Annotated in this window: 37 protein-coding genes and 1 pseudogene; 14 read left to right on the top strand and 24 right to left on the bottom strand. The window is 35.6% G+C overall.

Features of this window, described 5'->3' with window-relative positions; genetic code table 11:
• Positions 1 to 374: 374 nt before the first annotated feature.
• The 5 genes from EW028_RS04315 to EW028_RS04295 all read right to left on the bottom strand — a co-directional run bounded on the left by EW028_RS04315 (position 375) and on the right by EW028_RS04295 (position 3,233).
• The gene (locus EW028_RS04315) at positions 375 to 872 is read right to left on the bottom strand and encodes a P-loop nucleotide/nucleoside kinase family protein (protein WP_131520008.1); all 498 of its coding nucleotides are present in this window, start codon (positions 870 to 872) and stop codon (positions 375 to 377) included.
• Positions 873 to 1,071: 199 nt separating this feature from the next.
• Positions 1,072 to 1,977 (bottom strand): NAD(P)/FAD-dependent oxidoreductase, encoded by a 906-nt coding sequence (locus EW028_RS04310; RefSeq protein WP_131520007.1) that lies wholly within the window; start codon positions 1,975 to 1,977, stop codon positions 1,072 to 1,074.
• Between the two features lie 204 nt (positions 1,978 to 2,181).
• The gene (locus EW028_RS25125; protein ID WP_193767307.1) at positions 2,182 to 2,466 is read right to left on the bottom strand and encodes a hypothetical protein; all 285 of its coding nucleotides are present in this window, start codon (positions 2,464 to 2,466) and stop codon (positions 2,182 to 2,184) included.
• Positions 2,447 to 2,794, bottom strand: a complete 348-nt coding sequence (locus EW028_RS04300) for a CPCC family cysteine-rich protein (protein WP_227744856.1) — start codon at positions 2,792 to 2,794, stop codon at positions 2,447 to 2,449. The genes EW028_RS25125 and EW028_RS04300 overlap by 20 nt, the downstream gene beginning before the upstream one ends.
• A 214-nt stretch (positions 2,795 to 3,008) precedes the next feature.
• On the bottom strand, positions 3,009 to 3,233 hold the full coding sequence (locus tag EW028_RS04295) for a hypothetical protein (protein WP_048393782.1): 225 nt from the start codon (positions 3,231 to 3,233) through the stop codon (positions 3,009 to 3,011).
• A gap of 190 nt (positions 3,234 to 3,423) precedes the next feature.
• Between EW028_RS04295 and EW028_RS04290 the strand changes: the two genes are divergently transcribed.
• Positions 3,424 to 3,777: a hypothetical protein gene (locus EW028_RS04290; protein WP_131520006.1), complete on the top strand. Its 354-nt coding sequence runs from the start codon at positions 3,424 to 3,426 to the stop codon at positions 3,775 to 3,777.
• A gap of 176 nt (positions 3,778 to 3,953) precedes the next feature.
• Here EW028_RS04290 and EW028_RS25120 read toward each other — a convergent pair whose 3' ends face one another.
• The 5 genes from EW028_RS25120 to EW028_RS04275 all read right to left on the bottom strand — a co-directional run bounded on the left by EW028_RS25120 (position 3,954) and on the right by EW028_RS04275 (position 6,231).
• The gene (locus EW028_RS25120) at positions 3,954 to 4,127 is read right to left on the bottom strand and encodes a hypothetical protein (protein ID WP_193767306.1); all 174 of its coding nucleotides are present in this window, start codon (positions 4,125 to 4,127) and stop codon (positions 3,954 to 3,956) included.
• 45 nt (positions 4,128 to 4,172) lie between these two features.
• Entirely contained in the window at positions 4,173 to 4,349 is a 177-nt protein-coding gene (locus EW028_RS25115; RefSeq protein WP_193767305.1) for a hypothetical protein, read from the bottom strand.
• Positions 4,350 to 4,457: 108 nt separating this feature from the next.
• Entirely contained in the window at positions 4,458 to 5,423 is a 966-nt protein-coding gene (locus tag EW028_RS04285) for an alpha/beta hydrolase (RefSeq protein ID WP_227744855.1), read from the bottom strand.
• 48 nt (positions 5,424 to 5,471) lie between these two features.
• Positions 5,472 to 5,894 (bottom strand): hypothetical protein, encoded by a 423-nt coding sequence (locus tag EW028_RS04280; RefSeq protein WP_227744854.1) that lies wholly within the window; start codon positions 5,892 to 5,894, stop codon positions 5,472 to 5,474.
• A gap of 1 nt (position 5,895) precedes the next feature.
• Positions 5,896 to 6,231: a hypothetical protein gene (locus EW028_RS04275; protein ID WP_131520004.1), complete on the bottom strand. Its 336-nt coding sequence runs from the start codon at positions 6,229 to 6,231 to the stop codon at positions 5,896 to 5,898.
• Between the two features lie 224 nt (positions 6,232 to 6,455).
• Between EW028_RS04275 and EW028_RS04270 the strand changes: the two genes are divergently transcribed.
• Both EW028_RS04270 and EW028_RS04265 read left to right on the top strand, forming a co-directional pair.
• Complete coding sequence (locus EW028_RS04270; protein ID WP_081456919.1) at positions 6,456 to 6,578, top strand: YjcZ family sporulation protein; 123 nt, start codon at positions 6,456 to 6,458, stop codon at positions 6,576 to 6,578.
• A gap of 160 nt (positions 6,579 to 6,738) precedes the next feature.
• Positions 6,739 to 6,945 carry a hypothetical protein gene (locus EW028_RS04265; RefSeq protein WP_131520003.1) on the top strand — a complete coding sequence of 69 codons (207 nt, stop codon included), beginning with the start codon at positions 6,739 to 6,741 and terminating at the stop codon, positions 6,943 to 6,945.
• A gap of 36 nt (positions 6,946 to 6,981) precedes the next feature.
• Here the strand turns inward: EW028_RS04265 and EW028_RS04260 are convergent, their stop codons facing one another.
• Positions 6,982 to 7,866: a gluzincin family metallopeptidase gene (locus EW028_RS04260; RefSeq protein ID WP_131520002.1), complete on the bottom strand. Its 885-nt coding sequence runs from the start codon at positions 7,864 to 7,866 to the stop codon at positions 6,982 to 6,984.
• A 130-nt stretch (positions 7,867 to 7,996) separates the two neighbouring features.
• Between EW028_RS04260 and EW028_RS04255 the strand changes: the two genes are divergently transcribed.
• Both EW028_RS04255 and EW028_RS04250 read left to right on the top strand, forming a co-directional pair.
• Complete coding sequence (locus EW028_RS04255; protein WP_131520001.1) at positions 7,997 to 8,635, top strand: hypothetical protein; 639 nt, start codon at positions 7,997 to 7,999, stop codon at positions 8,633 to 8,635.
• A gap of 471 nt (positions 8,636 to 9,106) precedes the next feature.
• On the top strand, positions 9,107 to 9,517 hold the full coding sequence (locus tag EW028_RS04250; protein WP_131520000.1) for a DUF3888 domain-containing protein: 411 nt from the start codon (positions 9,107 to 9,109) through the stop codon (positions 9,515 to 9,517).
• 152 nt (positions 9,518 to 9,669) lie between these two features.
• On the opposite strand, the gene EW028_RS25110 is transcribed toward EW028_RS04250, so the two are convergent.
• The 3 genes from EW028_RS25110 to EW028_RS04240 all read right to left on the bottom strand — a co-directional run bounded on the left by EW028_RS25110 (position 9,670) and on the right by EW028_RS04240 (position 11,268).
• The gene (locus tag EW028_RS25110; protein WP_193767304.1) at positions 9,670 to 9,807 is read right to left on the bottom strand and encodes a hypothetical protein; all 138 of its coding nucleotides are present in this window, start codon (positions 9,805 to 9,807) and stop codon (positions 9,670 to 9,672) included.
• Positions 9,808 to 9,932: 125 nt separating this feature from the next.
• Entirely contained in the window at positions 9,933 to 10,931 is a 999-nt protein-coding gene (locus EW028_RS04245; RefSeq protein WP_131519999.1) for an HAAS signaling domain-containing protein, read from the bottom strand.
• On the bottom strand, positions 10,918 to 11,268 hold the full coding sequence (locus EW028_RS04240) for a PadR family transcriptional regulator (RefSeq protein ID WP_048393791.1): 351 nt from the start codon (positions 11,266 to 11,268) through the stop codon (positions 10,918 to 10,920). Before EW028_RS04240 ends, EW028_RS04245 begins: the two co-directional genes overlap by 14 nt.
• A 585-nt stretch (positions 11,269 to 11,853) precedes the next feature.
• Here EW028_RS04240 and EW028_RS04235 point away from each other — a divergent pair.
• The gene (locus EW028_RS04235; protein WP_131519998.1) at positions 11,854 to 12,363 is read left to right on the top strand and encodes a YwhD family protein; all 510 of its coding nucleotides are present in this window, start codon (positions 11,854 to 11,856) and stop codon (positions 12,361 to 12,363) included.
• Between the two features lie 11 nt (positions 12,364 to 12,374).
• Positions 12,375 to 12,611 (top strand): DUF362 domain-containing protein, encoded by a 237-nt coding sequence (locus EW028_RS04230; RefSeq protein WP_131519997.1) that lies wholly within the window; start codon positions 12,375 to 12,377, stop codon positions 12,609 to 12,611.
• Positions 12,612 to 12,713: 102 nt separating this feature from the next.
• On the opposite strand, the pseudogene EW028_RS04225 reads toward EW028_RS04230, so the two are convergent.
• The 3 genes and pseudogenes from EW028_RS04225 to EW028_RS04215 form a co-directional block, all read right to left on the bottom strand.
• A pseudogene (locus tag EW028_RS04225) lies at positions 12,714 to 12,860 on the bottom strand (ABC transporter permease); the annotation flags it as partial.
• Positions 12,861 to 13,238: 378 nt separating this feature from the next.
• Positions 13,239 to 13,862, bottom strand: coding sequence for an HAD family hydrolase (locus EW028_RS04220; RefSeq protein WP_131519996.1), 624 nt, complete (start codon positions 13,860 to 13,862; stop codon positions 13,239 to 13,241).
• Between the two features lie 15 nt (positions 13,863 to 13,877).
• Positions 13,878 to 14,273 carry a pyrimidine dimer DNA glycosylase/endonuclease V gene (locus tag EW028_RS04215; RefSeq protein WP_131519995.1) on the bottom strand — a complete coding sequence of 132 codons (396 nt, stop codon included), beginning with the start codon at positions 14,271 to 14,273 and terminating at the stop codon, positions 13,878 to 13,880.
• 77 nt (positions 14,274 to 14,350) lie between these two features.
• On the opposite strand from EW028_RS04215, the gene EW028_RS04210 reads away from it, so the two are divergent.
• Positions 14,351 to 14,812 (top strand): GNAT family N-acetyltransferase, encoded by a 462-nt coding sequence (locus tag EW028_RS04210; RefSeq protein WP_131519994.1) that lies wholly within the window; start codon positions 14,351 to 14,353, stop codon positions 14,810 to 14,812.
• 183 nt (positions 14,813 to 14,995) lie between these two features.
• Here EW028_RS04210 and EW028_RS04205 read toward each other — a convergent pair whose 3' ends face one another.
• On the bottom strand, positions 14,996 to 16,768 hold the full coding sequence (locus tag EW028_RS04205) for an oleate hydratase (RefSeq protein ID WP_131519993.1): 1,773 nt from the start codon (positions 16,766 to 16,768) through the stop codon (positions 14,996 to 14,998).
• Between the two features lie 257 nt (positions 16,769 to 17,025).
• Positions 17,026 to 17,304 carry a hypothetical protein gene (locus EW028_RS04200; RefSeq protein ID WP_131519992.1) on the bottom strand — a complete coding sequence of 93 codons (279 nt, stop codon included), beginning with the start codon at positions 17,302 to 17,304 and terminating at the stop codon, positions 17,026 to 17,028.
• 146 nt (positions 17,305 to 17,450) lie between these two features.
• Between EW028_RS04200 and EW028_RS04195 the strand changes: the two genes are divergently transcribed.
• From EW028_RS04195 to EW028_RS04180, 4 genes are all read left to right on the top strand, one after another.
• On the top strand, positions 17,451 to 17,984 hold the full coding sequence (locus EW028_RS04195; RefSeq protein WP_131519991.1) for an HXXEE domain-containing protein: 534 nt from the start codon (positions 17,451 to 17,453) through the stop codon (positions 17,982 to 17,984).
• Between the two features lie 37 nt (positions 17,985 to 18,021).
• Positions 18,022 to 18,213, top strand: coding sequence for a hypothetical protein (locus tag EW028_RS04190; protein WP_054549391.1), 192 nt, complete (start codon positions 18,022 to 18,024; stop codon positions 18,211 to 18,213).
• A 73-nt stretch (positions 18,214 to 18,286) separates the two neighbouring features.
• Entirely contained in the window at positions 18,287 to 19,237 is a 951-nt protein-coding gene (locus tag EW028_RS04185) for a bile acid:sodium symporter family protein (RefSeq protein ID WP_131519990.1), read from the top strand.
• 75 nt (positions 19,238 to 19,312) lie between these two features.
• Positions 19,313 to 19,960 (top strand): pentapeptide repeat-containing protein, encoded by a 648-nt coding sequence (locus EW028_RS04180; protein WP_131519989.1) that lies wholly within the window; start codon positions 19,313 to 19,315, stop codon positions 19,958 to 19,960.
• Positions 19,961 to 20,223: 263 nt separating this feature from the next.
• Here the strand turns inward: EW028_RS04180 and EW028_RS04175 are convergent, their stop codons facing one another.
• The gene (locus tag EW028_RS04175; protein ID WP_131519988.1) at positions 20,224 to 20,670 is read right to left on the bottom strand and encodes a GNAT family N-acetyltransferase; all 447 of its coding nucleotides are present in this window, start codon (positions 20,668 to 20,670) and stop codon (positions 20,224 to 20,226) included.
• Positions 20,671 to 20,882: 212 nt separating this feature from the next.
• Positions 20,883 to 21,368: a DUF2975 domain-containing protein gene (locus EW028_RS04170; protein ID WP_131519987.1), complete on the bottom strand. Its 486-nt coding sequence runs from the start codon at positions 21,366 to 21,368 to the stop codon at positions 20,883 to 20,885.
• Between the two features lie 239 nt (positions 21,369 to 21,607).
• Here EW028_RS04170 and EW028_RS04165 point away from each other — a divergent pair, with 239 nt between their 5' ends.
• Together EW028_RS04165 and EW028_RS04160 are read left to right on the top strand one after the other, a co-directional pair.
• Positions 21,608 to 22,426: a MerR family transcriptional regulator gene (locus EW028_RS04165; RefSeq protein WP_131519986.1), complete on the top strand. Its 819-nt coding sequence runs from the start codon at positions 21,608 to 21,610 to the stop codon at positions 22,424 to 22,426.
• Positions 22,427 to 22,443: 17 nt separating this feature from the next.
• Complete coding sequence (locus EW028_RS04160) at positions 22,444 to 23,628, top strand: MFS transporter (RefSeq protein WP_131519985.1); 1,185 nt, start codon at positions 22,444 to 22,446, stop codon at positions 23,626 to 23,628.
• Positions 23,629 to 23,644: 16 nt separating this feature from the next.
• Here EW028_RS04160 and EW028_RS25105 read toward each other — a convergent pair whose 3' ends face one another.
• The 3 genes from EW028_RS25105 to EW028_RS04150 form a co-directional block, all read right to left on the bottom strand.
• Positions 23,645 to 23,881, bottom strand: a complete 237-nt coding sequence (locus EW028_RS25105; RefSeq protein ID WP_193767303.1) for a hypothetical protein — start codon at positions 23,879 to 23,881, stop codon at positions 23,645 to 23,647.
• A gap of 257 nt (positions 23,882 to 24,138) precedes the next feature.
• Positions 24,139 to 24,816, bottom strand: coding sequence for an ABC transporter ATP-binding protein (locus tag EW028_RS04155; RefSeq protein ID WP_131519984.1), 678 nt, complete (start codon positions 24,814 to 24,816; stop codon positions 24,139 to 24,141).
• Positions 24,817 to 25,941, bottom strand: a complete 1,125-nt coding sequence (locus tag EW028_RS04150) for an ABC transporter permease (RefSeq protein WP_048393820.1) — start codon at positions 25,939 to 25,941, stop codon at positions 24,817 to 24,819. It lies immediately after the preceding gene.
• Between the last annotated feature and the right edge of the window lie 12 nt (positions 25,942 to 25,953).

Genomic DNA, 25,953 nt, shown 5'->3' with positions numbered 1-25,953 from the left:
ATTTATAAGCAATTCACATTACTTACCTTAAGAAGTACGGTCATTTGACGATACTCTCGCACATGATTACGGGTGCTTACCGGCGTAGCCTACTTAGAATAATCCTTTCGGTACACAGCTCCAAGATGAATTCTCAATCGTTTTACATGCACCTCTCATCGACCGGTAACTTTCTGTTCGTAAAAATAATTGATACTACTTCTTTTCATAGCCTTTGTTCTATACAAATATTTTTGAATTGTTTTTCATTTTACAGAAAAAAAATAGTTTGTCAATATAATTTTAAAAAATTCTTTATAAACTGCATAAATTACATATAACAATTTTATAGGCGGTTTAGTTCAGCTAATTTTTTCTGTTGCTAAAATTCTGTGTTATTCTTTCCCACTAAACTCCCATATATTTAAACCCTCGGAAGCTTCTGGTGCTTCAAAAAATTTAGTAACTTCAATAAACGTCGCTTCCGTGTCAAAAGCTGCTCTTTCGGGTTGTTCGTTACGCCTTTGCGCAATTTGACGCAAGCATTGCGGGTTATTTAAATTAAGGTAGATTAGTTGATGGTTTGCATTGACGTCTGACGCTATATCCAAAAACCACTTTCGCTGTTTTTGAGTGTTACCTGGAAAATCCATTACTACATGCGTACCAACACTCAATATGTCTTGGACATGCTTTTTCACCATTGGCTTGAGCTGTGCCGATAATTTTAGATAGTCCTCAAATGATGTGATCTGATTGGGATAAAGAGAGGAAAGCCATTCATCCTCAGATAAAAGTACCGCATTTTTTTCTTTAGCCAATTGTTTTGATTTTGTTGATTTTCCTGCTCCCATTTTTCCACAGAAAAAGTATAGAGTCCCCACTTGTTGCATGTTTTTCTTCCCCCGAGCTTTTTTTATTGGTTTTAGTTGTTACCCTACCTTGTAAAACTATAATTTTTGGAACAAGAAAAACGGATTCTACAAGCAAAATCCGTTCTTCGTCATTTCTTATAGTAACTCTAACACAATATTGAGAATACATTAGCTGATATGTTTTTGCTAAGATCCTATTCCAAGTGTTATGACGTCATCAAAAGCGTTCCATCGTTAAATCAGTATTTACTGAAACAGCAGCTTTATTACCTTTGGCAGCTGAAATCATTAAAGTGGAAGGTTTAGATCTTTCGGTTTCCCCTGCAATATATACATTTTTTTGAGTTGTTCTACCAACACCATCTGTTATGACTTTTCCATCTTCGTCAATATCACAGCCAAGCTTCTCAGCAAACTGATTGGGGCGATAATAAGAGGGGGCCACAAATCCACCCGACCTTATAATGGTGGCTCCTGATTCAAATTCTATTTTTTGCAAGTACCCATCATTACCTATGAGGTCTTTTACCTTTTCTGATATTATTTTGATATTGTGTTTTTGTAACTCCATCTTACCTTCTTTAGATAGGTGAGCTCCATTCGTTAAGACAACCAAATCCTGTGACCAATTATAAATCAACTTAGTCAAATGCAGTACATGCTCTTCTTTTTCTGCCATCACCACTAATGGCCTATCCTTTTGCTCCCAGCCATCACAATACGGACAACTAAATAGACTTTTCCCATAAAACTTTCTTATACTTGGTATAGTAAATATTTCTTGAACACCGGTGGCGAGGATGATTTTTTCTGAAACAAATTCCTGACTCGTAGATGTTTTGACAGTAAATCGCTCATTACCTATATCCTTTATAATTTCAGTAACTGTCGCATTAAGATAGGAGACGGACGGGTAATTCACCAACTCTTTTAACGCTAATTCTTTAAATGCTTGCGGTTTTATCCCATCACGCGTAATAAAACCATGAGACGCCTGTGTCACTCTATTCCTATTTGTCCCATCATCCATTAATGCAATATTTCTCCTTGCTCTTCCTAAAGTTAAGCCAGCACTTAACCCAGAAGGACCTCCGCCTATTATGATACAATCAAGAACAGTCATTTTTACCTCCGTATTGATTTGCTTTCTTTTGAATTGTAATTTGCATTCGAGAACTACATTATTTCCTACATCATGGATTTCCATTCTTTACACACTAATAACGCGAAGTTTTTGTTTATTTCGTATTAAAAAAGACGCATTCCTTTTTAAAGAAATGCGCACAATTGTGGTAGATTTTTTCAAGATAAATTTGATAATAGTTGTTCAATAGCTTCCTGAGTCTTTCGGGTATATATGAATCAAAACATAAAGTAACAACACAATATTTTTTATGTGAAATAACAGGTGGGGATTTTCAATATCAAGATCCAGATGAATACGAGCGCTGTTCCTTATTGCAAAATCGCGCCCGAATCTTGAACAATTTAAAACCGTTGATTTCTGTTTCAGACGTACGCATTCTGGAGGGTTTGCTTCGCTCCTCCCATAGTCGCTGTTTTCCACTCCAATCAACTTTAAATCTGCTTCTTCATTTTGTTGGATATTCATATTCTTTTGGTTGTCTGCAAGACTTCTTTAACATGGGCAATACTGCCCCAAAACTTTGATAATTTTTTCTTGCTTCAGTCAATGTTAAGCCATGGTTTTGGTCACTTGCCTCAACATTACTTTGAATAAACAAATCTATCTCCCAAAAACATACGGGGCAAATATAAGCAAGGGCATCGCCATTGTTCGGAATTGTAATAAACTCGCAGCAAGGGCATGGTGAATTTCCAACTACTATATCAGATTCAATGTCATGTTCGCAGTTAGTTGTATCATCGTAGTTTATGTTTGGCATGAATTTATTTGTCTTATTTTCTTCGTTTTTCATTTTTGAGAAACCTCCTGGTAAAGTCCTTCAAATTCTCTTTACCTAAGTTCTGGAACAACAATCTTTCTCTTTTCATTTTGATAAAATATTATGAGTTTAAAATTGTAATCTCCTTATTACTGAGCATTCATTTAGCCATCAACGAAGGTCAAAATTAGCATGTCTCCATAGACAATGAAAGATGATTAAGTACCTTCAGGGGAGTTTAATCTCGTTATTTGCGAGTTAAAGGTGTTTCTGGTCTATTAGAGCAATATTTGCAAGTAGGGTCACTACATTTTGATTCAGTCCAACTATTACAATTAGGACAAAAATAAGAATCAAAATCATCGTAATATACTAAATTATATTTGCATTTAGAACATTTATCTTGTTTAATTTCACCATAAAATTCAAAATCATCTATCATCACTTTGCCGTAGCCTTCGGTTATTTTCATAAATAACCTCCTTGAAACTATTTAATCGATAATTGTGTAATTAATAACTATTATAACATATATTATCCATACATTTTTTTAAGTATATTACATTTATTTTCAACACTCTACTTCGTTATAGGAATAAATAAATGTGCAAAAATTTTTGAATTATTGATAAAATCAAACCATTAATCTATTGGAGGACATCATGAACACGAAACAATTAAATGAGCAATTTTATGCGAAGAGAGAACTTGTTGGTACTGTCGATCATTGCCTATGTGAGGATTGTATTTTTTATGCGGAGCAAATTATGAAAAATAATACGCTTGTCGAGTTTTTACATACTAAAGGCCTTGATCCACGAAAAGCTGATGAAGTTTGGTGTTACATGGAGAAAGATGGATATAAACATTACACAATTGATTTTTTTGAAGTGTATGCAGATAAAGAAGAAACGCATACTTTTGGCAACGCAAAAATCACATTTTATGTCAACATCTACGCTGAAAAAGAGCAGCTTCCATATGTATGCACAATAGATGCTGTTTTTAAAATGTAGTGTAACTTTAAAAATCTCCAAAGCATCGTTTTCGAACCTTTCGTTAAAGAATGTTATTCAGCAATCTGGCCCTGTTTGTTGGACGCAAGTCAAACAAAGCTCTTCAAACTAAACTACCATTGGTCTTTAAGTTAAGGTTAAGACTTTGTTAGTTGAAGCGTATTTAAGACATGACATTATTTTATTAATTTTTCCCCTATTAAAACTTCATAGAGATTTTCTGAATCTTGCTTTGTTAATTTCACATAATTATCACTATCCGTAACAATTTCTAAATTTTCACCATTTTGGCTAACCCAAAGCGATTTCGCTACTGTTCTTAAATGGAAATTGAAATTGGTAGTCAGCATAGCGTGCCATTTCTATTTTTTTATTTATCCAATTAGCATTTTCCACTATTTCAATCGCTTTTTCCACTTGTTTTTTTGATTGACTTCTTTAAAGTCTTCAAAAATATTTTCTTCACCAGTTCGTTTCTGTACAGTTATTTTTTGTCCACCCATTTCATTCAAACAACCCGAAGTAACTAACAAAACAGCTAGTAGGGAAAAAAATAATATTATTTTTTTCATGTGGCCTCCTTATATATTACTTTCTTATAGTACTAAACTACTCCGTTAGTTTAATAAAGAAAAAAGAGCTGCATTTGCAACTCAATATTAGTTAATTAATGCGCTCCGCTAGTAACGATGTAAACTTTCTATAAAGGCCTCTGATTCCTCAGCTATTCGCTCATAGTCAATACTATGAATATAGTGAGATGAATCTAACTCTATCAATTTACCTTTATCAATCCTATTAATAAAGTCATTTTGAATTCCATTCCACTTTTGATTGTCAAAACCAGTCCCCACACCATTCGATGAAAACAAAAGCATAGGCATGTTCGGGATTCCAGCTTCTTTGACTTTTTGCGCATTTGCTTTTATATAATCTATTTCATTAACCATATCTTTAGTCAATGTTCTTCGATAAAAAATTACTTTATACAACACTTTCTCTTCATCTGTTAAATTCCCATATTTTATTGCATCACTTTCCGATAGATTTGGAATCCATCTGGTCAAACCAGTCTTAGCAGTAAAAGCACCTAATCGAACGAGGAACATATTGATAGATAATTCTTCATATACAGCAGGAACAGCCATATCTAATCCAATAATAGCTTTTATTTCATCAGGGTAATCTTGCGCCCATTTCAAGGCTTCAATGCCAGACATCGAATGCGGAAGTAAAATATATGGACCTTCAATTTCTGATTTAAAAAGTGCCTCTTTTGTTTCAGCTAGAATTGTATCAATATCTCGGTCAATATCTGTGACTTCGCTAAATCCATAACCTGCTTTTTCAACAACAACAATTTTATATTTATCGCTTAACAAAGTATAAAGTGATTTAAAATCTAATGCAGGTGAGCTCGTACCACCACCAGACATAAAAACAAGGGTATCTTCTCCTTTTCCTTCTGTATAAACGTGCATTTGATGACCATTAACTTCTACAAGTTGCCCAGTTGGAACAAATCGTACCTCTTCTTTTGATAATTGTATTTTATGATTAATAAAACTCAAAGTAAGAATCAACACAAATAATGAAATGATAATTGTAAATATAATTAACATAATGCGTTTAAATCCTCTTTTCATATTTCTCACCTATATCCTGCATTTTATACACAATCCAGTTTCGGTCCTTTAACACCTGTAATATTTCATAACTGCCTGAATGGTTAAAATGAAACTAATGACCGTCGATAATAAAAGCTCCATTGCTTCATGCCGATTCCATATCAGCCCATATCGCATGAACAAATAAAAGCAGCTTGCCAATGCGTGGCAGGTAAATAGACATCCCCAGATTACCGCCTTTGACCTTTTATAAGCATTACTCCCCCTTAAATACTTCATATAGTAGAAACAAACAGCACCTATTCCTATAATGAACAGTGAGGTCTGCGCAAAGGATGTTGTCACAGTCATCGCTTCTTCATGCGGCATATCCACATAGAGAAGGTTTCCAAGGTGAATTATGTTAAAGCTCAATAGACAAATTACCACATATAAAAACAATAGCCATTCGGCAGTTATCATGAACCATTTCATTGTTGCCTCTACCATCCTAGTCTAATAACCTTGTATTCTCTTTATTTTCTATATATCTACAAAAGGGACAATAATGATCTCTCGCTATGAAGATCGCACGGTACATTTCTGACCAAGGAATGGTATCTTCACAGCTATCACATTCTACATAGAGATCAGGTAATAAACCCTTATCTAACAAAACATCCCACTGTGTGTTGGTTAATTGATCAGGTCCATTTTTTATAATATCTATAATGATTGCCAATACTTCCCCATCATAAATTCGATTTGACTTCACTAATTCTGTTAAATAAGCCATACATTCGGTTGGTTCACTTATGATTTTTTGCTTTAGCTTTTCCCGTAGCATGTAACGCCCACTTTCTTTTCTAACTTCACTTGTAAATCTAACACTACTCTCTAATTATGTAAAAAAATAAAAATTAAGTAAATAAAAAACCTTCTTCTACAAGAATGTTTTCAGCATTTTTTAGAACCATAGGGTAAATACCATTTCTCCTTTCTGCAAGCATACATATTATAAGTTGTAGAAAGGAGGGATTTTCAGTGGGATACAATGGAAACGTAGGTAACATGAACAACAGCTGCTATTATGGCGGCGACTCTGGCGGTGGCGGCTATTACGGTTCAACATTCGTATTAATCGTCGTTCTGTTCATTCTTTTAATTATTGTTGGCGCTTCTTTCATGTACTAATCATCCCAATTAGCACCTAACCCTTTTACAGACTCCTAAGTTCTGTAAGGTCATACTAGCTATTTTATTAGGGTCACTTTACCAGCCTAGTGACCCTTTTCCTTTTCAGACAATCGTGCGATAATCAAATCTGAAATGGTAAATTTGAGGTGAATTTTACATGATGAGAGTAATTAAAGCATTGTTAGGCATTGCATTGATTATGGTTGGCCCTATGTTGATTGTCATTACGGTTGACGATACTGTATTTCTCAAAAATATATTATTAAGAATCATTGGTGGTCTGTTCATTTTACTGGGCGTTCATTTATTACATAGACAGTTTCATCCGAATTCATACACAAGTAAACCCACGAGCTCCGAATAAAGAGCACTTGGGTTTACTTGAATAATTTAGAAAATATTATTCATTGGCAAAATATTTTGGATCTATTTGAAGAAGAGTTGTATTCATATCATAAAAGAATCCCGATTTTAACTTTTCCTCATGCGTAAATCCTTGTTGTTGTTGAATAAATGCTAACCATTCCTTTTCTAACTCACTACTACTCTTCCCGTAAACTTCCTCTAATTTTTGCGCTAGTTCTTTCTCGTTGTATATATGTTCAAACTTTTCGAGTCCGTAGGTATCAATTAAGAATTTAACAAATGATGCCGCATGCGTGTAGCTCATCTCCATCATGACTCGATTCTGTTCTTCACTTGAAAGTGCTGGGCGAAAATAGACATCATCTTGATTTGGATCAATTAACTTACTAATAGGAATTAACTTATCTGAATCCAAATAATGCTTCATGAATTTTTCAAAGGAAAATTGTTCTTTTTTCCCATATTGCTCCTCCATATAACTTGCAAAACCCTCTTGTGTAAAATAGCCATGGTCTGATCCAAAATTGTTGCCATAGCCAAGTAAAGAATGGGTCATTTCATGGACAAGTGGATAGGAATCTTCTTGAACGCCAACTAGTTCGATTTTCGATGCAAGCCCCCAGGATAGACCGTCTTCCTTAAACCATACGTTTATGTGCTCGGATGGCGTGTAGGAAGTATGTATAGAAGCCTTTATGTGGTCGTATGCTGTTACAATTTCATCCTTTATAGCCTCTACTTTTTCTGGTGGAACACCAATCTCATTCTTAATCTCAAAGGTTATTTTGCCATCCTTTGTGACCACAATATTTTCATCGTTTTGCTCTTCCTGTATTTGGTCTTTAGGTTGAACGGTTTCTGCTGTACAGGCTGTTAATAGCAATGTACAAAGAAGGATTGTGCCTCTCCATTTAGCCATAATTACCTCCTAAAAAAGTATTTTCCAGTTTATACGAAATTTAAAATCCAAAAGTTTCATTTTTAAAAGAAAAATAGGGAAAATTAGACAAAATTATTTATAATGTTAGTAGACAAAAAAGGAGGTCGCAATGAACAAAAGTACGTGTATTCATTACAATCCACGCTATGGCTGGGATTTAAATAGTGATGCAAATTTAGAAATGCGGTTATTTGCCAAAGCACAGCGTAGACAAGTAACTATTCTCAGCTATGGATGTGACTTAGATCATCACACCATTAAAAAAATTGCTCGGCACTACCTCACTAGGAAAGAATCTGACGAAGCCGAAGAAACATTAGAAATAAGATATGATACATATGATGCTAATTCAAGTAAACATGAAGAAAGTCAATACTATTGGAAAACCTCTTTCATTAGTGAAAGAACATTAGCTGCTTTCCTACAAGCGCTACGTCGATTATCTGGTACACATATTCACTGTGAATTTAATGTGCGGGGACATTTTGAAGTAAGGATAAATGGTGTGGAATTTTCTACACGTGTATTAAAAGCCCTTGATTATCCATCTATGTATAAGGAAGATTTAATCGGACGCTATCTTTTATTTATTGATACAGAATCACCTGACAATGAAATAATACGTCATAAAATACACTTGCTCCCTAAAGAGCTGCAAAGTCTTTCTCTTCCCTTAGATAGTTCACAGCTCCAATGGCAACTATTAGTAAAGGACTGGATAACAGCTATTCTTCGCTACGATGTGTAAATTTTAGCATATGCAAGATGATGGTCTATAAAACCAAGTAATCTTATCATATAAATAGAAGTAGTGTTAAACAGATTCGTTTAACATGGCACCTCCCGATTTGTTACTAAGGGGCACTTCTATCCGTGCCCCTTCTATTTTTTGCCTATTGCACACTTCATCGCCATCCAATATAAAATTAATTCGTTATGATGGGACGTAGATTTATGTTAGAGGTTATTTTAAATTTTCTATCGAATACCTATGTTGGTCAAAATATAGAAGGCTCCGACAAAATGATTGGTTCCACACCATTTATTATGATGAACCGTATCACTCCTTATTTTTTGTCAATCGTCATGTCAGAAAATATCTTCAATTGTTTGTATAACCTATACTTGAACACTTTTACTTCAATCATACATACTTCATTCCATAAAGGTAACAATACAATGCATTAGGGAAAGATCACAAAGAGGTGGTTGGAAGAAAATGAAAAAGATTTTACTGTTTTTTATATTCTCCCTTGTACTAATTACTTCATTTCAAACCATACCCGCTTCAACAGCTGAACTAACACAGGATTCTAACGAGCTGAGATTGCAGGATATGCTCATGCTTTTGCTTACTCCTTATATTGACGAAGATTTGACCAATTATTATTCAAAGATTAGAAAGGATGTTTCCCCTCATATTACGCCTTGGAAAATTGAAGTAATTGATACAAAAAGAAATCATTTCCGAGGCTTTCAAATGCAAATTACATTTGAAATTGAACCTACGGATGGCGGACAATGGATTCCTATTGGAAAGGATCGAATGACCTATGAAATTTCTTCAGGACCTGATGTTAAATTGATTCATCACACACATCTCAAAACGTATAAATATCCGCCTGAATAATACCTTCCCATTAAAATCATAGGCTTGTCCCTTTATTGAATGTCATGCGATTTTTTTATCTGTGAATCATAAAAGCACCCCATCAAAGCTTGTCTTACTTTGATGGGGTATTTCATCGTAATACTAAATTTCGCTGTTCCTAGACGATCTATTTATTTTCCATCTCTTATTTCTTCTAGTATTTCTATTATGCGATTGTTTTGCCTTTCAATCGATTTTAACTTTCTCTCTATTATGCTTGAAGAGAAAAACACAATTAGTACAATTGCTATTCCAATTAGTAAATCCATTTTAATTCCCCCACTGTTTATTTATGTAATTTCACTTCATCCTACATAGATTTCAAAAGAAAAAGATGGCTCAATACGGAGGCCATCTTTAAGTAAAGTATCCATGGTTGATAAACAACGATGAATTAACGGATTCGAGCCTTGCGGAAGCCGTCGAATATACTGATTGTCGCAGATACAACAAATATAATGATTATGCCGCCAATTAGCCATATTTCAAATTGCTTAGTAGAGGTGGTAAATAAATTACTCATGTACGCGATACTTTCTTGGTTCATAAAATTCGGATTACTTACTATCACAATGAATACAACGGTTGCGAAAAGCTCCACAATTGTATTAAAGATTGCCACCTTTTTCGTCCATTGCCCTTTCAGTAGTTTGTAGAGAGCTAAGCCAATTTCGAGAGCAATGACAACGATCACAATAGGCCAATAATGAAGTAAAACATCCTGATTTAAAGCTGGCATTATGAATTCGAGACCCTCTCCACCATCTTCATATATACCTAAAAGATGATTTGCATAAAAATAAAAAGTTGCCCAAATGGCCGTCCACATTAAATAGCCAAATACTTCAAGCTTGGTAATTGCCTTTTTCTTAGGAATATAAATGACGGTTTTCAGATCTTCGGGAGTCCATTTTTTTAGGCTTGCTGATAATGGATGCTGCTCTTTTCCTTTATCAGTACGTTCCAAAATGACGAATACGACCGTTAGCCAGAAAAAGACATGTATGCCTACTTCAATGATTCTCCATATTCCTTCACCCATCATATTGAGGACAGCATTCATAACCGCTTCTTCCCCGCCAAAACTAATAAAATATTCAGCAATCATTGAGATTACCGCAATGACAGCGGCAATGGGAATAATCATTTTTAGTAACGAGAGGTATACATCAAAATAGCGAGGGCCGATTAAATGCATTGGTTGATCACGATAACCGCTCGCTAACGCCGCTGGATTCCCTAACTTTTCCAGCACTTCCTTTACATCATGCTCATTGTAATCATCAGGCAGCATATCCCCAATGGTTGATCGTAACTCAAGTGCGATATCCTCACGATTTTTTTCAGGGAGCCTCCGCGTGACTTCTTGAATATAAATTTCAGTCAGATTCATCTTTATCCTCATCTCCTTTTAGTAGCTCATAAAGTTCTTTTGAATTATTAATCCATTCTCGTTTCAATTGCAAAAAGACGTCTAATCCAAATTCACTTAAGACATAATACTTGCGGGGTCTACTCTCAGAGGTTTCCCAGCTACTTGTCACTAACTCTTGTTTTTCTAAACGACGAAGCAATGGATATAAGGTACTTTGATCGATGTTAATGCCCGAATCTTCCAATAATTGAACAAGTGAATATCCATACTGCGGTGTTCGTAATTGACTTAAAACGGCTAATGTCAGTGTTCCTCTCCTAAGTTCTGTCATTAATGAATTCAGTAACGTACTCATTCACTCACCTCAATTTCACTTACTATATGACATACACTGTATAACTTATACTATGTATCGTACACTATTGTTGTTACAACAACAAGCAATTTTATTGTCCTTTATAGAAAAATTAGCTGTTTTCAGGAGTCTTAGTCCTTTTTCAGCTGCTTGGTTTCTAACAATTAAATCGGAAAGGCAAAATTTATAGCAACAACCTTCTGTTAATTAAAGGTCCAATCACTGTATTATCGTCAAATTACCAATACATAACATTTCAGACATTAGTCTGAAGACAATCATTGATGTTAGACGTTATATTGTATTTATACTTTTTAACGATAAAAGTATGAGGAAAAATCCTAGACAACCATTACGTATAGAAAAAAATTACTACTAAAACGTTCAAGTATCTTAATTTATAAAACTATACGTAATGTGTTTGTTAGATTTGTACTTGAAAAATTACCAACAGGTAGAACATCTTGTACAACGTAGCGTACAGTGATGTTTTTTTTATGCGTTTTTGCTATGAGCAAAAACTGTATGTTCAGACCGATTAACTATTTATTAATAAGGAAATACAAATGTGTCGAGGTGACTTCTATGAAGGAGAAAATGCATTTTACAATTTTAAGTAACGATTCAACTGACGGAGATGGAGGTTACGGAGTAGGTACCCTTGATCTAAATAATGTAACGTCAATTATTATAGATTGTGAAAAAGAGCACGTGTTTATAGATTTAGAAGCCTTACACGGACGAAGTAAAATTGAAAAAAAAGTTCGTTTTTCACCTGATCTAGCTCATGCTAGTAGCGATTATTATCGTTATTGGATAGTTTGGGTAGCGATTCAGGTTAATCAAAATGGCCCCTATTATGCGGGATGTACCGCAAGTGAAGTACGGGTATCAAAAGAAGAACGTCGTATTAAGCTTGGCTATAAATCTTTGCCAGAGCAGGTAAATTTTTTAGATAAGGCACTGAAAGGGAAATTTCACTTGCAGCATATGGATAGTCATTCAAAAAGGCTACTTTTTCAGTTTTTATCTGAATTTAATGAAGCGTATTGGAAACACTCACCCGAAGAATTAAAACACCAGTTGTCTGTATAGGAGGATTTATAATGGCATTTGTAATTACAGAATTATGCAGGGATGAAAAAGCGGCTGTCTGTTTGGATGTCTGTCCAGTAAATTGCATTGTTATGACAGATACCCAATATGTAATTGATCCAGATCTTTGCATTGATTGTGGAGCTTGTGAATTAGTTTGTCCAGTAGAAGCGATTTATTTTGAGGATGATTTGCCTTCTGACTATCAGTCAGCAACCCTTCTAGCACGAAATCATTTTCGAAATTAGCATGGTCTTTATCCATATAGATTGAATAGAAGCGAGAACAAGTCGATTTCCTATACAATAAGAAATCGACTTTTTCGTATGGCTTATTTAATAATGACGAATTTAGCCTAACTGGCGTTTAAATTGTTTAATGGCGAAAAAATATGCGATGACCATGATGCCGATGCTCCACATAAGAGCGGGCCAGATATCATTACTAACAGAGACTAAAAGAAAAACCTTGCTTTGAATCGATAAAGTCTGTTTGTTCAATAAAGTAATAAGGGCTACCTCGCAACTCAATGTTACCTTTTCTGCTTTAGAAACATTCTTTATAAAATCTTTAACTATGTGTTGAATAATCGTATCATTAACTTTTTCATCCTTCGGAAAAATTACTGATGCAGACCTTTTTTAAATTACCACCTGTTCTTATGCTAGTAAATCCTATCATTTGTATATCTATTTATCCATAGCAGGTATCGTGTGGGTCATTACTTATCTAAAAACAAAAAGCTTACGCTCGATTATTTTATCTCATGTGAGTGTAGATTTAAGGAATTTGACTGTCTTAACCTTCTTAACTATTTACCTTCCTCATAGGCAAAGATGGTGTGAAATCTAGGACACCATCTTCTATTTTTCATGCTACTTAACGATTGCTAAAATATCCTTTGGCTCATAAAAAACGTAATCTGCCTCCTCAAAGCCAATGGTGGATTTGGCTCCCCAATGGGCAAGGGCAAATTTGGTGCCTGCTTGCTTTGCGCATTGGAAATCATAGATAGAATCACCAATATAGATGGCCTCTTCTGGTGCTACCTGTAATGCGTCCAGACATTTTAACAGCGGCTCTGGGTGTGGTTTATGCTTTTCCGTATCACTGGCACTTACAATATGCTGGAAATACTCACTTAACCCAAACGGCTCAAATTCATCCACTACCTCTTGCGCTGTTTTAGAAGTGACAATCCCTAATTGTAGTGGCTTTGTTGCAAGGTGCTGAATAACTTCCTCTAGACTTTCGAAAACAGCCACTTCATTTGAAAAATCAAGCACAGCCGCAGACCATTTCTGATGCACAGCCTCTATGTCATCCACATTAAGCCTCTGCAATGCATCTTTTCCTGGGATGCCTAAAGCAAATCGTAATGCCTCAAAGGGATAGTCCTGTTGTGTTTCTTCTCGTAAGGTTCTTTGCAATGACTGTAAAATCGCTTGCTCTGTATCCAAAATCGTTCCATCTACATCAAATATAATCGCTCTTAACATGTATAACCCTCCTAGTTAAAGCACGTTATTTATATATGTGCATAATTGCTGATACAATTCCTCTTCATAATCCTTCTGGCCTCTTATAAATTTCTCCTTTAAATTAAAAAAACATATTTCAAGATATTCCTGATTATGATGCTGTTGAAAGGGTCTCCTATCCTTTACTGGGCCCAAACCCTTAAAGTAGTTATTCTTTTTTTCGTAGGTTCGAATTTGATAACCCCGCTTCTGCATTTCATCCATGACTTTTTCTGTATACAAATACAAATCTTCTTTTGGGTATTCGTATATATAATTAATCAGTATATGCTGATCCTCTTTCGCAAATATGCTATTTAGCTCTCTCCACTGCGACAGTAGTTGTCCTTTTGGTAGATACGCAATTAAATCTATATGCCATAACCTCATGCGCCTTCCCCTTTCTATTAATCAACCATTAATGTAAAATATTACTTACTATGATACTAAACTGACGGAGGGATAGTATGGAAATAAAAACTGCAACGCTCGATGAAATTCCACAAATTGAGCGTTTATACCAAGAGCTTTTTTTAGAGATGTCGATTCTTCAACCTAAATATATCAAACCTGCCAAACAAGATGCCAACTTTATCAGGTTTACGATCATTGAAGATGATTCAGATATTTTAATCGCAACATTCGAGAACGAAGTAGTAGGCTTTTTGCTTATTAAAGAAACGACGACCCCACCCTATACTTGCTTGGTTGAACACAAATATGCTTTTATTGTGGATGTGATTGTTGGCAAGCGTTACCAAAATAAAGGAATTGGATCTGCTTTATTAGAAGAAGCGAAAAAATGGGCAGCCTATCGTCACTTGGACTATCTGGAGTTAAATGTATTGACTGAAAATAAAGGCGCTAAATCCTTATATGAAAAACACGGATTCAAGGATACGAACCAGACGATGCGCTTAGAATTTTAAGTATGTGATGAGAAAGAAGGGATTTCAATGGAAGAAATGAAAACCGTACACAAGAAAGCCAACCTCATAGTGCCTGTCTTTATTGGCATGGGGGTAGGTGCGTTTATCGGTTTACTTGCCTATGTAAAAGACTGGCTATAAAAAGAGACAAAGCCCCTCAAACTGCTTTGTCTCTTTTTAACACTATATTAGTTTACTTTCTTTCAGTAAATCATAGATGATTGTATCCTTTGTTTTATGAATACCCAATTTACCGATTTGCTTTAAGATAAATGGTGCATCAATATCTGTTAGTTTTTTACCATCCAGCAAACGAGCCGTTGATGCTAATAATGTGCGAACATCAAAGGCAGACGCAAACACCTCTGGCACACCTCGGTCAATCGTTAATAGTTGATAGACCGCCTCCATCGCCGTTCTTACGGAATATTCCGTAGTAAAGACTGTATCTTTTGCTGTTTCGCTGAAGTTGCCAATAAAGGCTAAATTAGCTGATCCTTCTGGCACAACAAGTGGACGATCACCCATTGCTCTTGGCATGAAATAAGAAGTGATGTAAGGCATATAGCATGGAATCGTATTGCAAGAATTTTGTGCAATGTCTGGAATTTCATCCACTGGTACACCCATATGGTATAACCACTCTTGTGCAATCTCAATGCCTGTACATTCTGTAATACTTTTTTTAATAAAATCACCTGGCTTGTTTGAAAGTAAGCCATAAATCCAAACAACTAACTGGTCCTTTGGTTGATTTTTAAAGTGAGGTTGGCGGTTCAATGTATAGCTTAGCATCCAATTAGAATCGGTAGCTGTGACAATCCCTCCTGTTACAACCTTACCAGCGTATGGATCCCTTTTACTGATTTTTTCAATATATGGAGCCACTCGATCATCTAATGTTGTAAGGGTAGCTGAAACAAACCAGCTTTCCTCTGGCAGATTATCGCAGAACTTTTCTGGTCGACCAAACTCTTCACCTTGGGCAGCGATATTTTTCCACAGGGACCAGCTGCCACCTAAATCTTTATTGATAGGGGCTGGCGTATTATTATCCCCGTATGTTGTACTTTCTGTAATACTACCATTTGTCACAAACACTAACTCATTTTCTGTTAGTTCAATATTCTTTTTCACACCATCTTTTCGTAACACCAATGTATGAGCTACTTTTTTGTCTCCTACCTTATCAACTAAAACATTTTCTACAACCGTATTATATTGGAAATCAACATCATGACTTTCTAAGTATTTAATCATTGGCAGCACGAGCGATTCATACTGATTATACTTTGTAAATTTTAAGGCCGATAAATCTGGTAATCCGCCAATATGATGAATGAAACGCATAATATAACGACGCATCTCCATCGCAGAATGCCATTTTTCAAACGCAAACATTGTAGACCAATAGAGCCAAAAATTCGATTCAAAAAATTCATCTGAGAAAACATCTGTGATTTTTTTGTCCTCTAATTTTTCCTCAGGCGTAAAGAATAATTTAATCATTTCTTCTGAGGATTTGTCTGATAAAGTGAACTTGCCATCATCCTCAAGTCTTTGGCCTCTATCCTTCATTAATCGACATTTTGAATAATTAGGATCCTCTTTATTAAGCCAGTAAAATTCATCTAAAACGGAAGTATTTTCTACTTCTAACGAAGGAATGGAACGGAATAAATCCCATAAGCATTCAAAATGATCTTCCATTTCTCGTCCACCGCGAATAATAAACCCTCTCGTCGGATTAAGTATGCCATCTAGACTTCCTCCTGAAATATCTAACTCTTCAAGAATATGAATGTTCTCACCTTTCATTTGGCCATCACGAATTAAAAAACATGCTGCTGACAGTGAGGCTAGTCCCGAGCCAATCAGATAAGCAGACTTTTTATCGACTCCCTCAGGTTTTTTAGGACGTGCGAAAGCTTCATAGTTACCATTGCTGTAATACATATTACCGCCTCCTAATTTATTATTCTAATATAGAATAACACAGGTTATCGACAAAATGGTAAAATGAGCTAATAATTAACAAAAAATTCAAATCCGCTAATTGTGCGTTAATTTATCTTCCCTTCTCATTGGACAAAGCAAGTGCTTGTATTTTTATAAAAGAGAACCATACAGTAAATAATCGTAATAACCCCCTTAACGCCTGCCTTAAAAAGGAAAAACCAATTCAATATGTTACTATTAGCTTTGCATAATTATTATCTCAATAAACCTTTTTCAGCCTTCATTCCCTTTTTATGTTTAGCCAATTTCTCGTTACCTCGTTTAAAATTTCCCGTCATTTTAGCTAACAATAGCTGGATTTCCTTTATCTGCCCCTCCACCTGCTGAATTTTTGCTAGTAGACGCTCAGCCTCTTTCTCCTTGACGATTTTAATTTGCTTCCCTTCATAATAAATAACGACAGTCCCCTTTTTTGTCGTTTGATATGAGAATGGTTCCTTGTTTAGTCTATTACGTTTATCGATTTCACTCACAGCTTCATCCCCGATTTCTTTTTAATTAGATTCAATAATTGCTTACAACTTTTTCTATTTTCAATATGTTATTATTAACATATATTATATAAATATGGTATTTTCAGTCACACTTCAAGCATAGAGATAAGGAGAGAGGTATTCATATGGAATGGTTGAATGTTCAAACACTAATTTGGTTGTTTCCTATTTTATTTATTATTCACGATTTTGAAGAAATTATTATGGTAGAGAAATGGTTACATCATAATCGTCATAAGCTGTATGAAAGATTACCCAAAAAAATAGCCGATAAAGTGGTAAAACAATTTTCAATGAGCACCGCACAATTTGCAGTTGCTGTCTTATTTATCTTCTTGTTTGTCAGTCTCTCTACCATTCTGGCTAACTACTATTTTCTAAACGGGGCTGCTTTTACTATTTATTTTTTCACAGCTGTTACACTTGTTTTCTTTATCCATGCTTTTACCCATATTGGACAATCGCTCTTATTTCGTTCTGTTACTCCAGGAGCTATAACATCAGCCATCATCATTATTCCCTATATCATTATTTTATTTAAATCTTTGTTTACTAGTGGCATCCTTACTTGGCATATCGTTTTGATAAGCCTGCCTTTTGGCATACTATTTTTCCCCATTGTCTTTACTGCGCATTGGATAGGAAAAAAAGTGATATAGATACATATTCATGAAAAGATAGAAAGGAGGCAGGAGAATGGCAAAAACTCCGATTTATTTAAAATTAATGATTGGTATTGGGATGGTTATTATCCTAGCTTCGTTGTACTTTTTAAAAGACCAGCCTTATTATTTATGGGTTAGGTGGACAGGTAATATTTTATTGATTGTAGGCATTGTATGGATGCCGTTCACTAAAGAAACCAATAAAAAACATGTAAATTCTTAGCAGGAGAAAATCTTCTGCTTTTTTTGCGGTATAATAAAAGTGATAAAATCAGATAAAAAAAGAAGGTCTTTGTATGTTAGAAAAACTAAATGTATTTCTCCAAAAATACATTGCGATCCTGACACCATTAAGTTTAATTGTAGGTGTATTCTTAGAAAGTATTGGACATCATTTATTATTCCTCGTCTCCTGGCTATTTGCCTTCATGACATTCTCAGGAAGCTTACATATGAAATTTAAAGATGTAAAAATTTTCATGAAGCATCCAGTTCTCATTTTATTCTCCATCCTTTTTCTTCATCTCTTGATGCCTTTATGGGCTTATTTCTTATCCACTGTTTTGTTCGATGACCATTTGTTGACTGTTGGTTTTGTCTTAGCAGTTGCACTTCCAACAGGTGTAACGAGTGTTATTTGGATCAATATTTGCAAAGGGAACTTACCGTTAGGCTTATCAATTATTTTAATTGATACGCTCCTTTCACCCATCCTCCTCCCCTCCATCCTCTATATCGTTTCGGGTGAAAAAATTGAGTTGGATGTGGCATCCCTGATTCTGAATTTACTATGGATGATTGTCTTACCCACGATTTTAGGTATCTTAGTGAATGAACTTTCGAAAGGAGCCATCCCTCAAAAAATCGGTAAAAAACTTGCTCCTTTTTCAAAGCTATGTTTATTTGCTGTCATACTGATTAATAGCAGTGCCATTGCTCCCTACTTAAAGGATATCAACTTGCATCTCTTCTTCGTGGTGCTTTTAGTGTTCTTCCTTGCAGTATCAGGCTATCTATTTGCTTACCTCATTGGTCGATATCTGTTAAAAGACGGTCCACAAATGGCAACCTTTGTTTTTACTGGTGGCATGAGAAATATTGCTGTCGGTGTCATCGTGGCCACAACGTACTTTCCAGGTAAAGTCGCCATGCCTGTTGTGTTCGGTATGCTGTTTCAACAGGTGCTAGCCTCCGTTTTTAGTAAGATGGTGAATCCTTTGTATAAACCAGATAAGAGCACCGTATAGACGGTGTTCTTATTTTAGGTTTACACTTATACTAAATAGGAGAAGCTTTTATTTATATTTGAAGGGTGTGCTAATATGTCATACAATTTCCAACTTATATCACCAAAAATATCCCCGAATCTTGACAAAGCAAATTTTCAGGATATTTTTTATGAGGAGGAACCCTATTTAACAAATTGCAAGATTACGGATACGGTCATTGCTCACGAGGATATTGAACGATTAATCGTCTCTAATGTTATCTTTAAAAATGTCACATTCATCGATTGTACCTTTCAAAAAATTGATTTAACGGACGTCATTTTTGAAAACTGTGATTTATCTAACACTAACTTAAGTGAAGGCATCATTCATAGAGTGGCCTTCAAAAACTGTAAATTATTAGGGTTGAATTTAACTGAAGCAAACCTCGGCAATGTTTCATTTGAAAATTGCCTTGCAAACTTATGCAATTTCCCCGAAGTGCGCTTTAAACAAGTGCTATTTGATAGCACCTCCCTGCAAGGTGCGAATTTTTATGATTGTTTACTTAATAAAGTAGCGTTTCAGGAAAGTGATCTAAATGATGTTGATTTCTCTCAAACTCCCTTAAAAGGAATAGACATCAGTACATGTAAATTTAAAAGACTTCAAGTAACTCCAGAAAGTTTAAATGGGTGTGAAGTCTCTACTGAACAAGCCATAGGTTTTGCTTCATTACTAGGGTTGAAGGTTAAATACTAGTTTAAGGGCTTAAAAGTTCAAGAAAAAAATAAAGCGCTTATCCTTATGCTCGGATAGCGCTCAATTTTTACAATTTGTTAATCTGCTATTTTATCATCTTTTAGTATTTTATCCTGCTATTTGAGGGCTATCCTCCTAATTTGCGGGCTATCCCTCACTTTGAACGTTCTATCCGCTACTTTTTCAGTTTTATCCTCCACTTTTAGAATTCTATCCTGCTATTTGAGGGCTATCCTCCTCTTTAAGCGCAAGGTGTCTGATAATTACAGCCTTTTATATAGCATTTCTATATGTTCTATTCCATCTTCTAAATAAACTTCTGATGTCTTTTCAAATCCGAAGCCCTCATAGAATTTTAGCAAATATGCCTGCGCAGAAATGCGGATTGCGTCTTCTCCAATATCATCTAGAATGTAATCAATTGCTCTTTTAACCATTTCCAGAGACAATCCCTTTTTTCTGTAGGTTTGCTTTGTTAACACTCTTCCGATTGCTGCTTCTTGATATGCTATTCCTTTGGGTAGAATTCTTAAATACCCAACTACCTCTCCTTGGTCTTCACCAAATAAATGATAAGCATTTTCGTCTTTTGAATCTAGATCCTGATAGACACATTTTTGCTCTACCACAAAAACTTCCGCACGAACCTTCAGTATCTCATATAGTTCTTTTACTGTTAATTCATCAAATTTTTTTATCTTCCAATCCACTTTTATAGCCTCCTATACTATTCAATTTCATAAAGTATAGCAAAAGTAGAATAAAAGTGGATCAGCCCCCTTAAAAGATTAAACTACATATCTATCTAGAAATTTACTTGCGTCACTATTAAACTTCCATAGGATTCCGAATTCTAACTGATAGGTTCTACATCTCTTCTATGAGCAGTTTTCGTTTGGCTAATATCACCATATCATCCATCTCAGACCGTTAAATCATTTTCTAATTTTATATTCGTCACTTCTTGTAGAAGCCGCTGGAGGACAGCCGCAAAAATGGCGATAACTAGTGAAACAAAAATGATGAGGAGTCCCACTATTCCAAAAGGAGGATCCATTTTGTTTGTTATAAAATGAAAAAGTGGTGAAGCTAAGACATGCAAGCCACTGATTATTATCGCACACCACTTTATGTACTTTAATGCTTTTACAGATAATTCCGAGAAAGCTGTATTCGCTTCAATGTACCGTAAAAGATTAAAAGCCTGATAGAGAGCAATGTAAAAAGGTACAGCCGATCCATACATCACAATGAAAATGAGATAATTCATTGGGTAAAAATTCGGATACAAACTCGATGCGAAATGAGCCATAGGAGGTACAAAAAATATACATAGGGCAAGAATGGCCATCCCAGCCAGAAGAATTATTACCTTTAAAAAAGATGTTAAACCTGGTTTAACATTCATTGAAAGCACCTCACTTATTTAATGACACTATAAATTTAACACGAAATTTATTGATTAACAATAAATAATAGTTGTTTTTAATTATATTATTATTGTTATTTATATATTTAACATTCATTGAAATATTCACAAGCGCCTTACTACATTAGATTGTAGTAAGGTTATTTAAAAAGCATTTGACTTTCCCCTGCACAGGAAACTGTATACTTGCATTAAGTTATTAGATTGGAGGTGATATTTTGTTTAAAATCAGTGAATTTTCTAGGCTAAGCAAAGTATCCTTGAAAACATTGCGCTATTATGATCAGATTGGCATATTAAAGCCGAGAAAGGTGGACCATGATACTTGCTACCGATACTATTCAGCAGACCAGCTACTAGAGCTCAATCGGATCTTTCCCTATAAGGAATTGGGGTTTACCTTGCCACAAATTATACGTTTGCTCCACGAAGATATTTCGTTAAAAGATATACAAGGGATGTTTAAGCTGAAAAAAAGTGAGATTCAACATATTATCCAGACGGAACAGGCCAAGCTTGCACGAATTGAAGAACGTATGCAACTTTTAGAACGAGAGGGTCAGGTGGAATCAGATCAAGAAATCCGCATCAAGGCAGTGGATGCTCAGCAATTCCTTTCTTTGAAAGCACGCGGGAGCGAAGAAGATATTCCAGATCTGTTTCGTACATTTAATCAATTACTCACAAAGGAAATGCGCCAATTAGCTCAAAGTCCTCAGGTTGTTTTATGGAAAGAAATAGAGGAGAAAGAAGACGAGTTTGAATTTGAAGTCGGCTATTTTTTAACCAAGGAGCTTTCATCATTCCCTGATACATTTCAACTACGGACTCTTCCTTCTGAGCCAATGATGGCCACAATGACCTTTCGTTCAGATTCTAACTTTGCTTGTACAGCCTGTGTTGATTTAGCTAACTGGATTGTAGAAAATAACTATCAAGTCAAGGAAAACGAACCAGGTAGAGAAATCTATTTACCATTATCTACAACCCAAAACGTGCAATTAATGGAGATACAAATACCTATTATAAATAGCTGAAGGAAGCGTGAATTGAGTTGAAAAATAAGCTGATTATCTATGTTTTATCACTCATTGTTTTCCTAATCGGAACCGTTGAGTACATTATCACAGGCGTTATTGAAATGATTGCCGTCGACTTTGGAGTAACGATTTCAGAAGCTGGGTTATTAGTGACTTTATTTGCCCTAGCAGCAGCTATTTTCGCTCCAATTCTCATTGCGCTCACGATCAATGTGGATCGCAAAAAGTTGCTTATGGCTACCGTTAGTGTGTTCATTATTAGTAACGGATTCATGTTTATCAGCTCTTCTTTTGAGTACGCACTAGGGATACGAATTATTCAAGGGGTTAGCGGAGGAATTGCTACAGTGGTAGCCATGGCAGTAGCTACTCGATTAGTTGAAAAAGAACGAAGAGGCCGTGCTATCGGCATCATTTTGATGGGACTAAGTAGTTCGCTCGTGCTGGGTGTTCCAATTGGCACATTTTTTAGCGAAATAGTTGGATGGAGAGTTTTATTTATGCTGATCGGTTTATTAACTATTCTACCACTGCTTATCATCTATAAAAAAATTCCAGTTATCAAAGAGGAAGAAGCTGTTACACTCAGGTCGCAGCTTTCGATTTTAAAAGATTCAAAAATTCTAACTGCCCTGGCGATTACTTTATTTTATGTCGGTGGCTACGCTACCCTATTTACTTATATTACGCCTTTCTTACAAGCCACATCCCCTCTTTCTATGACCGAAATTAGTGGCATTCTATTTTTAGCTGGCATCTGTAGCTTTCTTGGCTCAAGAGTGGGCGGGCAATTGGCTGATGCAAAGGGTTCGCGTTTTACCATTTGTTTTGGCTTGCTGTTACAAGCAGTAACGCTCCTCTTATTCGCACTAGCTGGTATCAATCTCTTTGTATTGATCTTGATTTTAATGATTTTTATGGTAGCAACTTGGAGTATTTCTCCTGCCCAGCAGCTCCTTCTTGTTACACTAGTACCTCGAAATCCAGACATTGCCCTCAGCATAAATACCTCCTTTATCCAATTCGGTTTTGCACTGGGGTCTGCATTAGGCGGGTTTGTCATCAGTCATACCTCTGTCCTAAATTTGAATTGGGTCGGTTTTGGTACTGTAAGCATGGCTTTATTCCTTGCTATCTGGCTATTCCAAAAATTGAATAGTAGAGTTGAAACCCCTATTATCACTAAAGTCAAATATTAATTTTTTTATCCTACCTTTATATTGAAAATGGCATATTCAATATAAAGGTAGCTTTTCTAAATATGTACTCTTGATTAAAAACATTTATATTTAAAAAATAACAGGTAAAAGCCCCATTGGATAAACCTGTGGCAGCTTCCACATCAATGCCATAGAGTGAGCAAAAGTTTCGGCTCTCTGCTATTCCTTCCTTTGTATCAGGCGTAAACGCATGAAATCCGCCTTTATTATGCAGCCTAGCATAATCCGTCATAGGCTTTAAAGCATACAGAGCATCCTTCGTCTATTGTAGCATTCCATCCCAATGACCTGTGTAGCAGTTTTTGAAGAGGCTTGATACCCGTGCATAATCATTAAATGTTTTTCTTAGTTTAGGTTGATCGTTTAAACAATAAAAATCATTTAATATTCCTTTCTATAACGAAAAGGACTCGCACTTTTACTGACACAAAAGCACGAGTCCTTTTTGATGAAAGCTAGAGTTTTATACCAGCCTCTATTTTGTATTGATTAAGATTGTTGCGTGAGCACGCCATCTTCCATACGATATACATGGTCACAGAACTGTAGCATTCGTTCATCATGGGTTACCATTATGGCAGCTTTATTACGTTCTTTTGCTTCTTTGGCAAGAAGCTTTACGACTTCAAGTGCCCGTTTAGAGTCAAGGCTAGCAGTTGGTTCATCGGCTAAAATCACTTTTGAGTTATTCATGAATGCGCGTGCAATCGCAACACGTTGACGCTCACCACCTGATAATTCATTCGGCATTTTTTTACATTTATCACTTAAGCCAAGCTCTGTAAGTAGTTGCTTTGCAAACTCTTTATCCTCTTTTGTCACTTTACCACCCATTTTTTTCACCAGTAGTAATTGATCAAGTACATTTAAGTAAGGTACTAAGTTAGATGTTTGTAAAATGAAACCAAGCTCTTTTAAACGGAAACTTGCTAATTGTTTTGCTGAAAGATGAACAATATTCCTGCCGTTAATTTCTAGAGTACCCTCTGACATCTGTAATAGAGCGCCTGCAATTGAAAGTAGTGTACTTTTACCCGAACCTGATGGACCGATAATGGCTACTAGCTCCCCAGCTTCTACTTCAAGTGTTGCTTGCTTTAATGCTTGGACAGTGCTAGCGCCTTCTTTATAGCTTTTAGAAACATTTTGTAATGATAATAGCGCCATTTATTCCACTCTCCCTAATGCTGTTAATGGATCGATTTTAACGATTTGACGTACAGAAACAATTGAACTTAATAATGCAATAATTAATAAAACAATCGCATAGGTAATGATTAAGGTCGGTTCTAAGTCAAATGGCATACCCTCTGGTAAAATTTTAGCCGTTAAGTATGTGAAGACGATACCAATAACGATACCTAATACTGATAGAATCGCTACTTGTGCAACAATTGCTTTACCGATGAAACCATTGCTAGCGCCAATTGCTTTCATGACACCAAATTGTTGTGTCTTTTGCATTGTAATGACGTAGAAGAATACAGCAATAATGAATGCAGAGATAACGATACAAAAAGCAAGCATCATCATAATAGTGCCGTTTTCTTCTTTATAACCAGGCATACCGTTGATTGCTGTTTTCTTTGTAACCGTTTCAACATCTTTTACGGCTTTATCGATAGTAGATGGATCTTCTAAGTTAGGAGCCTTTAGGAAGAAAGCTTGTACAGCCTTGTCCGTATCATTATCAGAGCCAGGAGCTGCATATTGATAATCACGCCAGTTTTCCAGTACTGTGAAAATAGCAGGTAAGTGATTATAGGTTTCTCCTTTTACATAACCTACCACTTCTAATTTCATGTCAGAGTTTGCTACTAGTAAAATATCACCAATCTTGTAGCCTGCTTCTTTTAACGTATCGTTAATAACAACACCTTTTTTGTTGTCGTATGATAATTTTTCACCCTCGATTACCTCTGGCATAAAAAATGCGTCTGGCTCAACGCCTAAAAATGCGACATCTTCCTTCGAATCGGCATCTTTTGACTTTGTTTTGCCGACTGCTATTGTAGAAGCGCCAAACGCAGCTACTTTATCTACATTTTTTTGTTTTTCTAAATCATCTTGCAGATTTTCTGACAGGATCGATTTTGCGAATGTAGCCCCTGCTGTTTCTTCATAGACAACGTATTCTGCGTCGATATTTTTCAGTGTAGCGGCACTCAAAGTCGCTAAACCGTTGCCAAGTCCTGATAAAATGAACACGAGCCATGCGATTAAAATGATAATTGTGGTCATCATTACATAGCGGAACTTCGCATATTTTAATTCTTTTAGTGCTAAAAACATGATGTAGCCTCC

Origin of the sequence: Lysinibacillus sp. OL1, assembly GCF_004332175.1 — a bacterium.
GTDB classification, from domain to species: Bacteria; Bacillota; Bacilli; order Bacillales_A; family Planococcaceae; genus Lysinibacillus; species Lysinibacillus capsici.
This window is presented reverse-complemented; position numbering and strand designations above follow the sequence as displayed.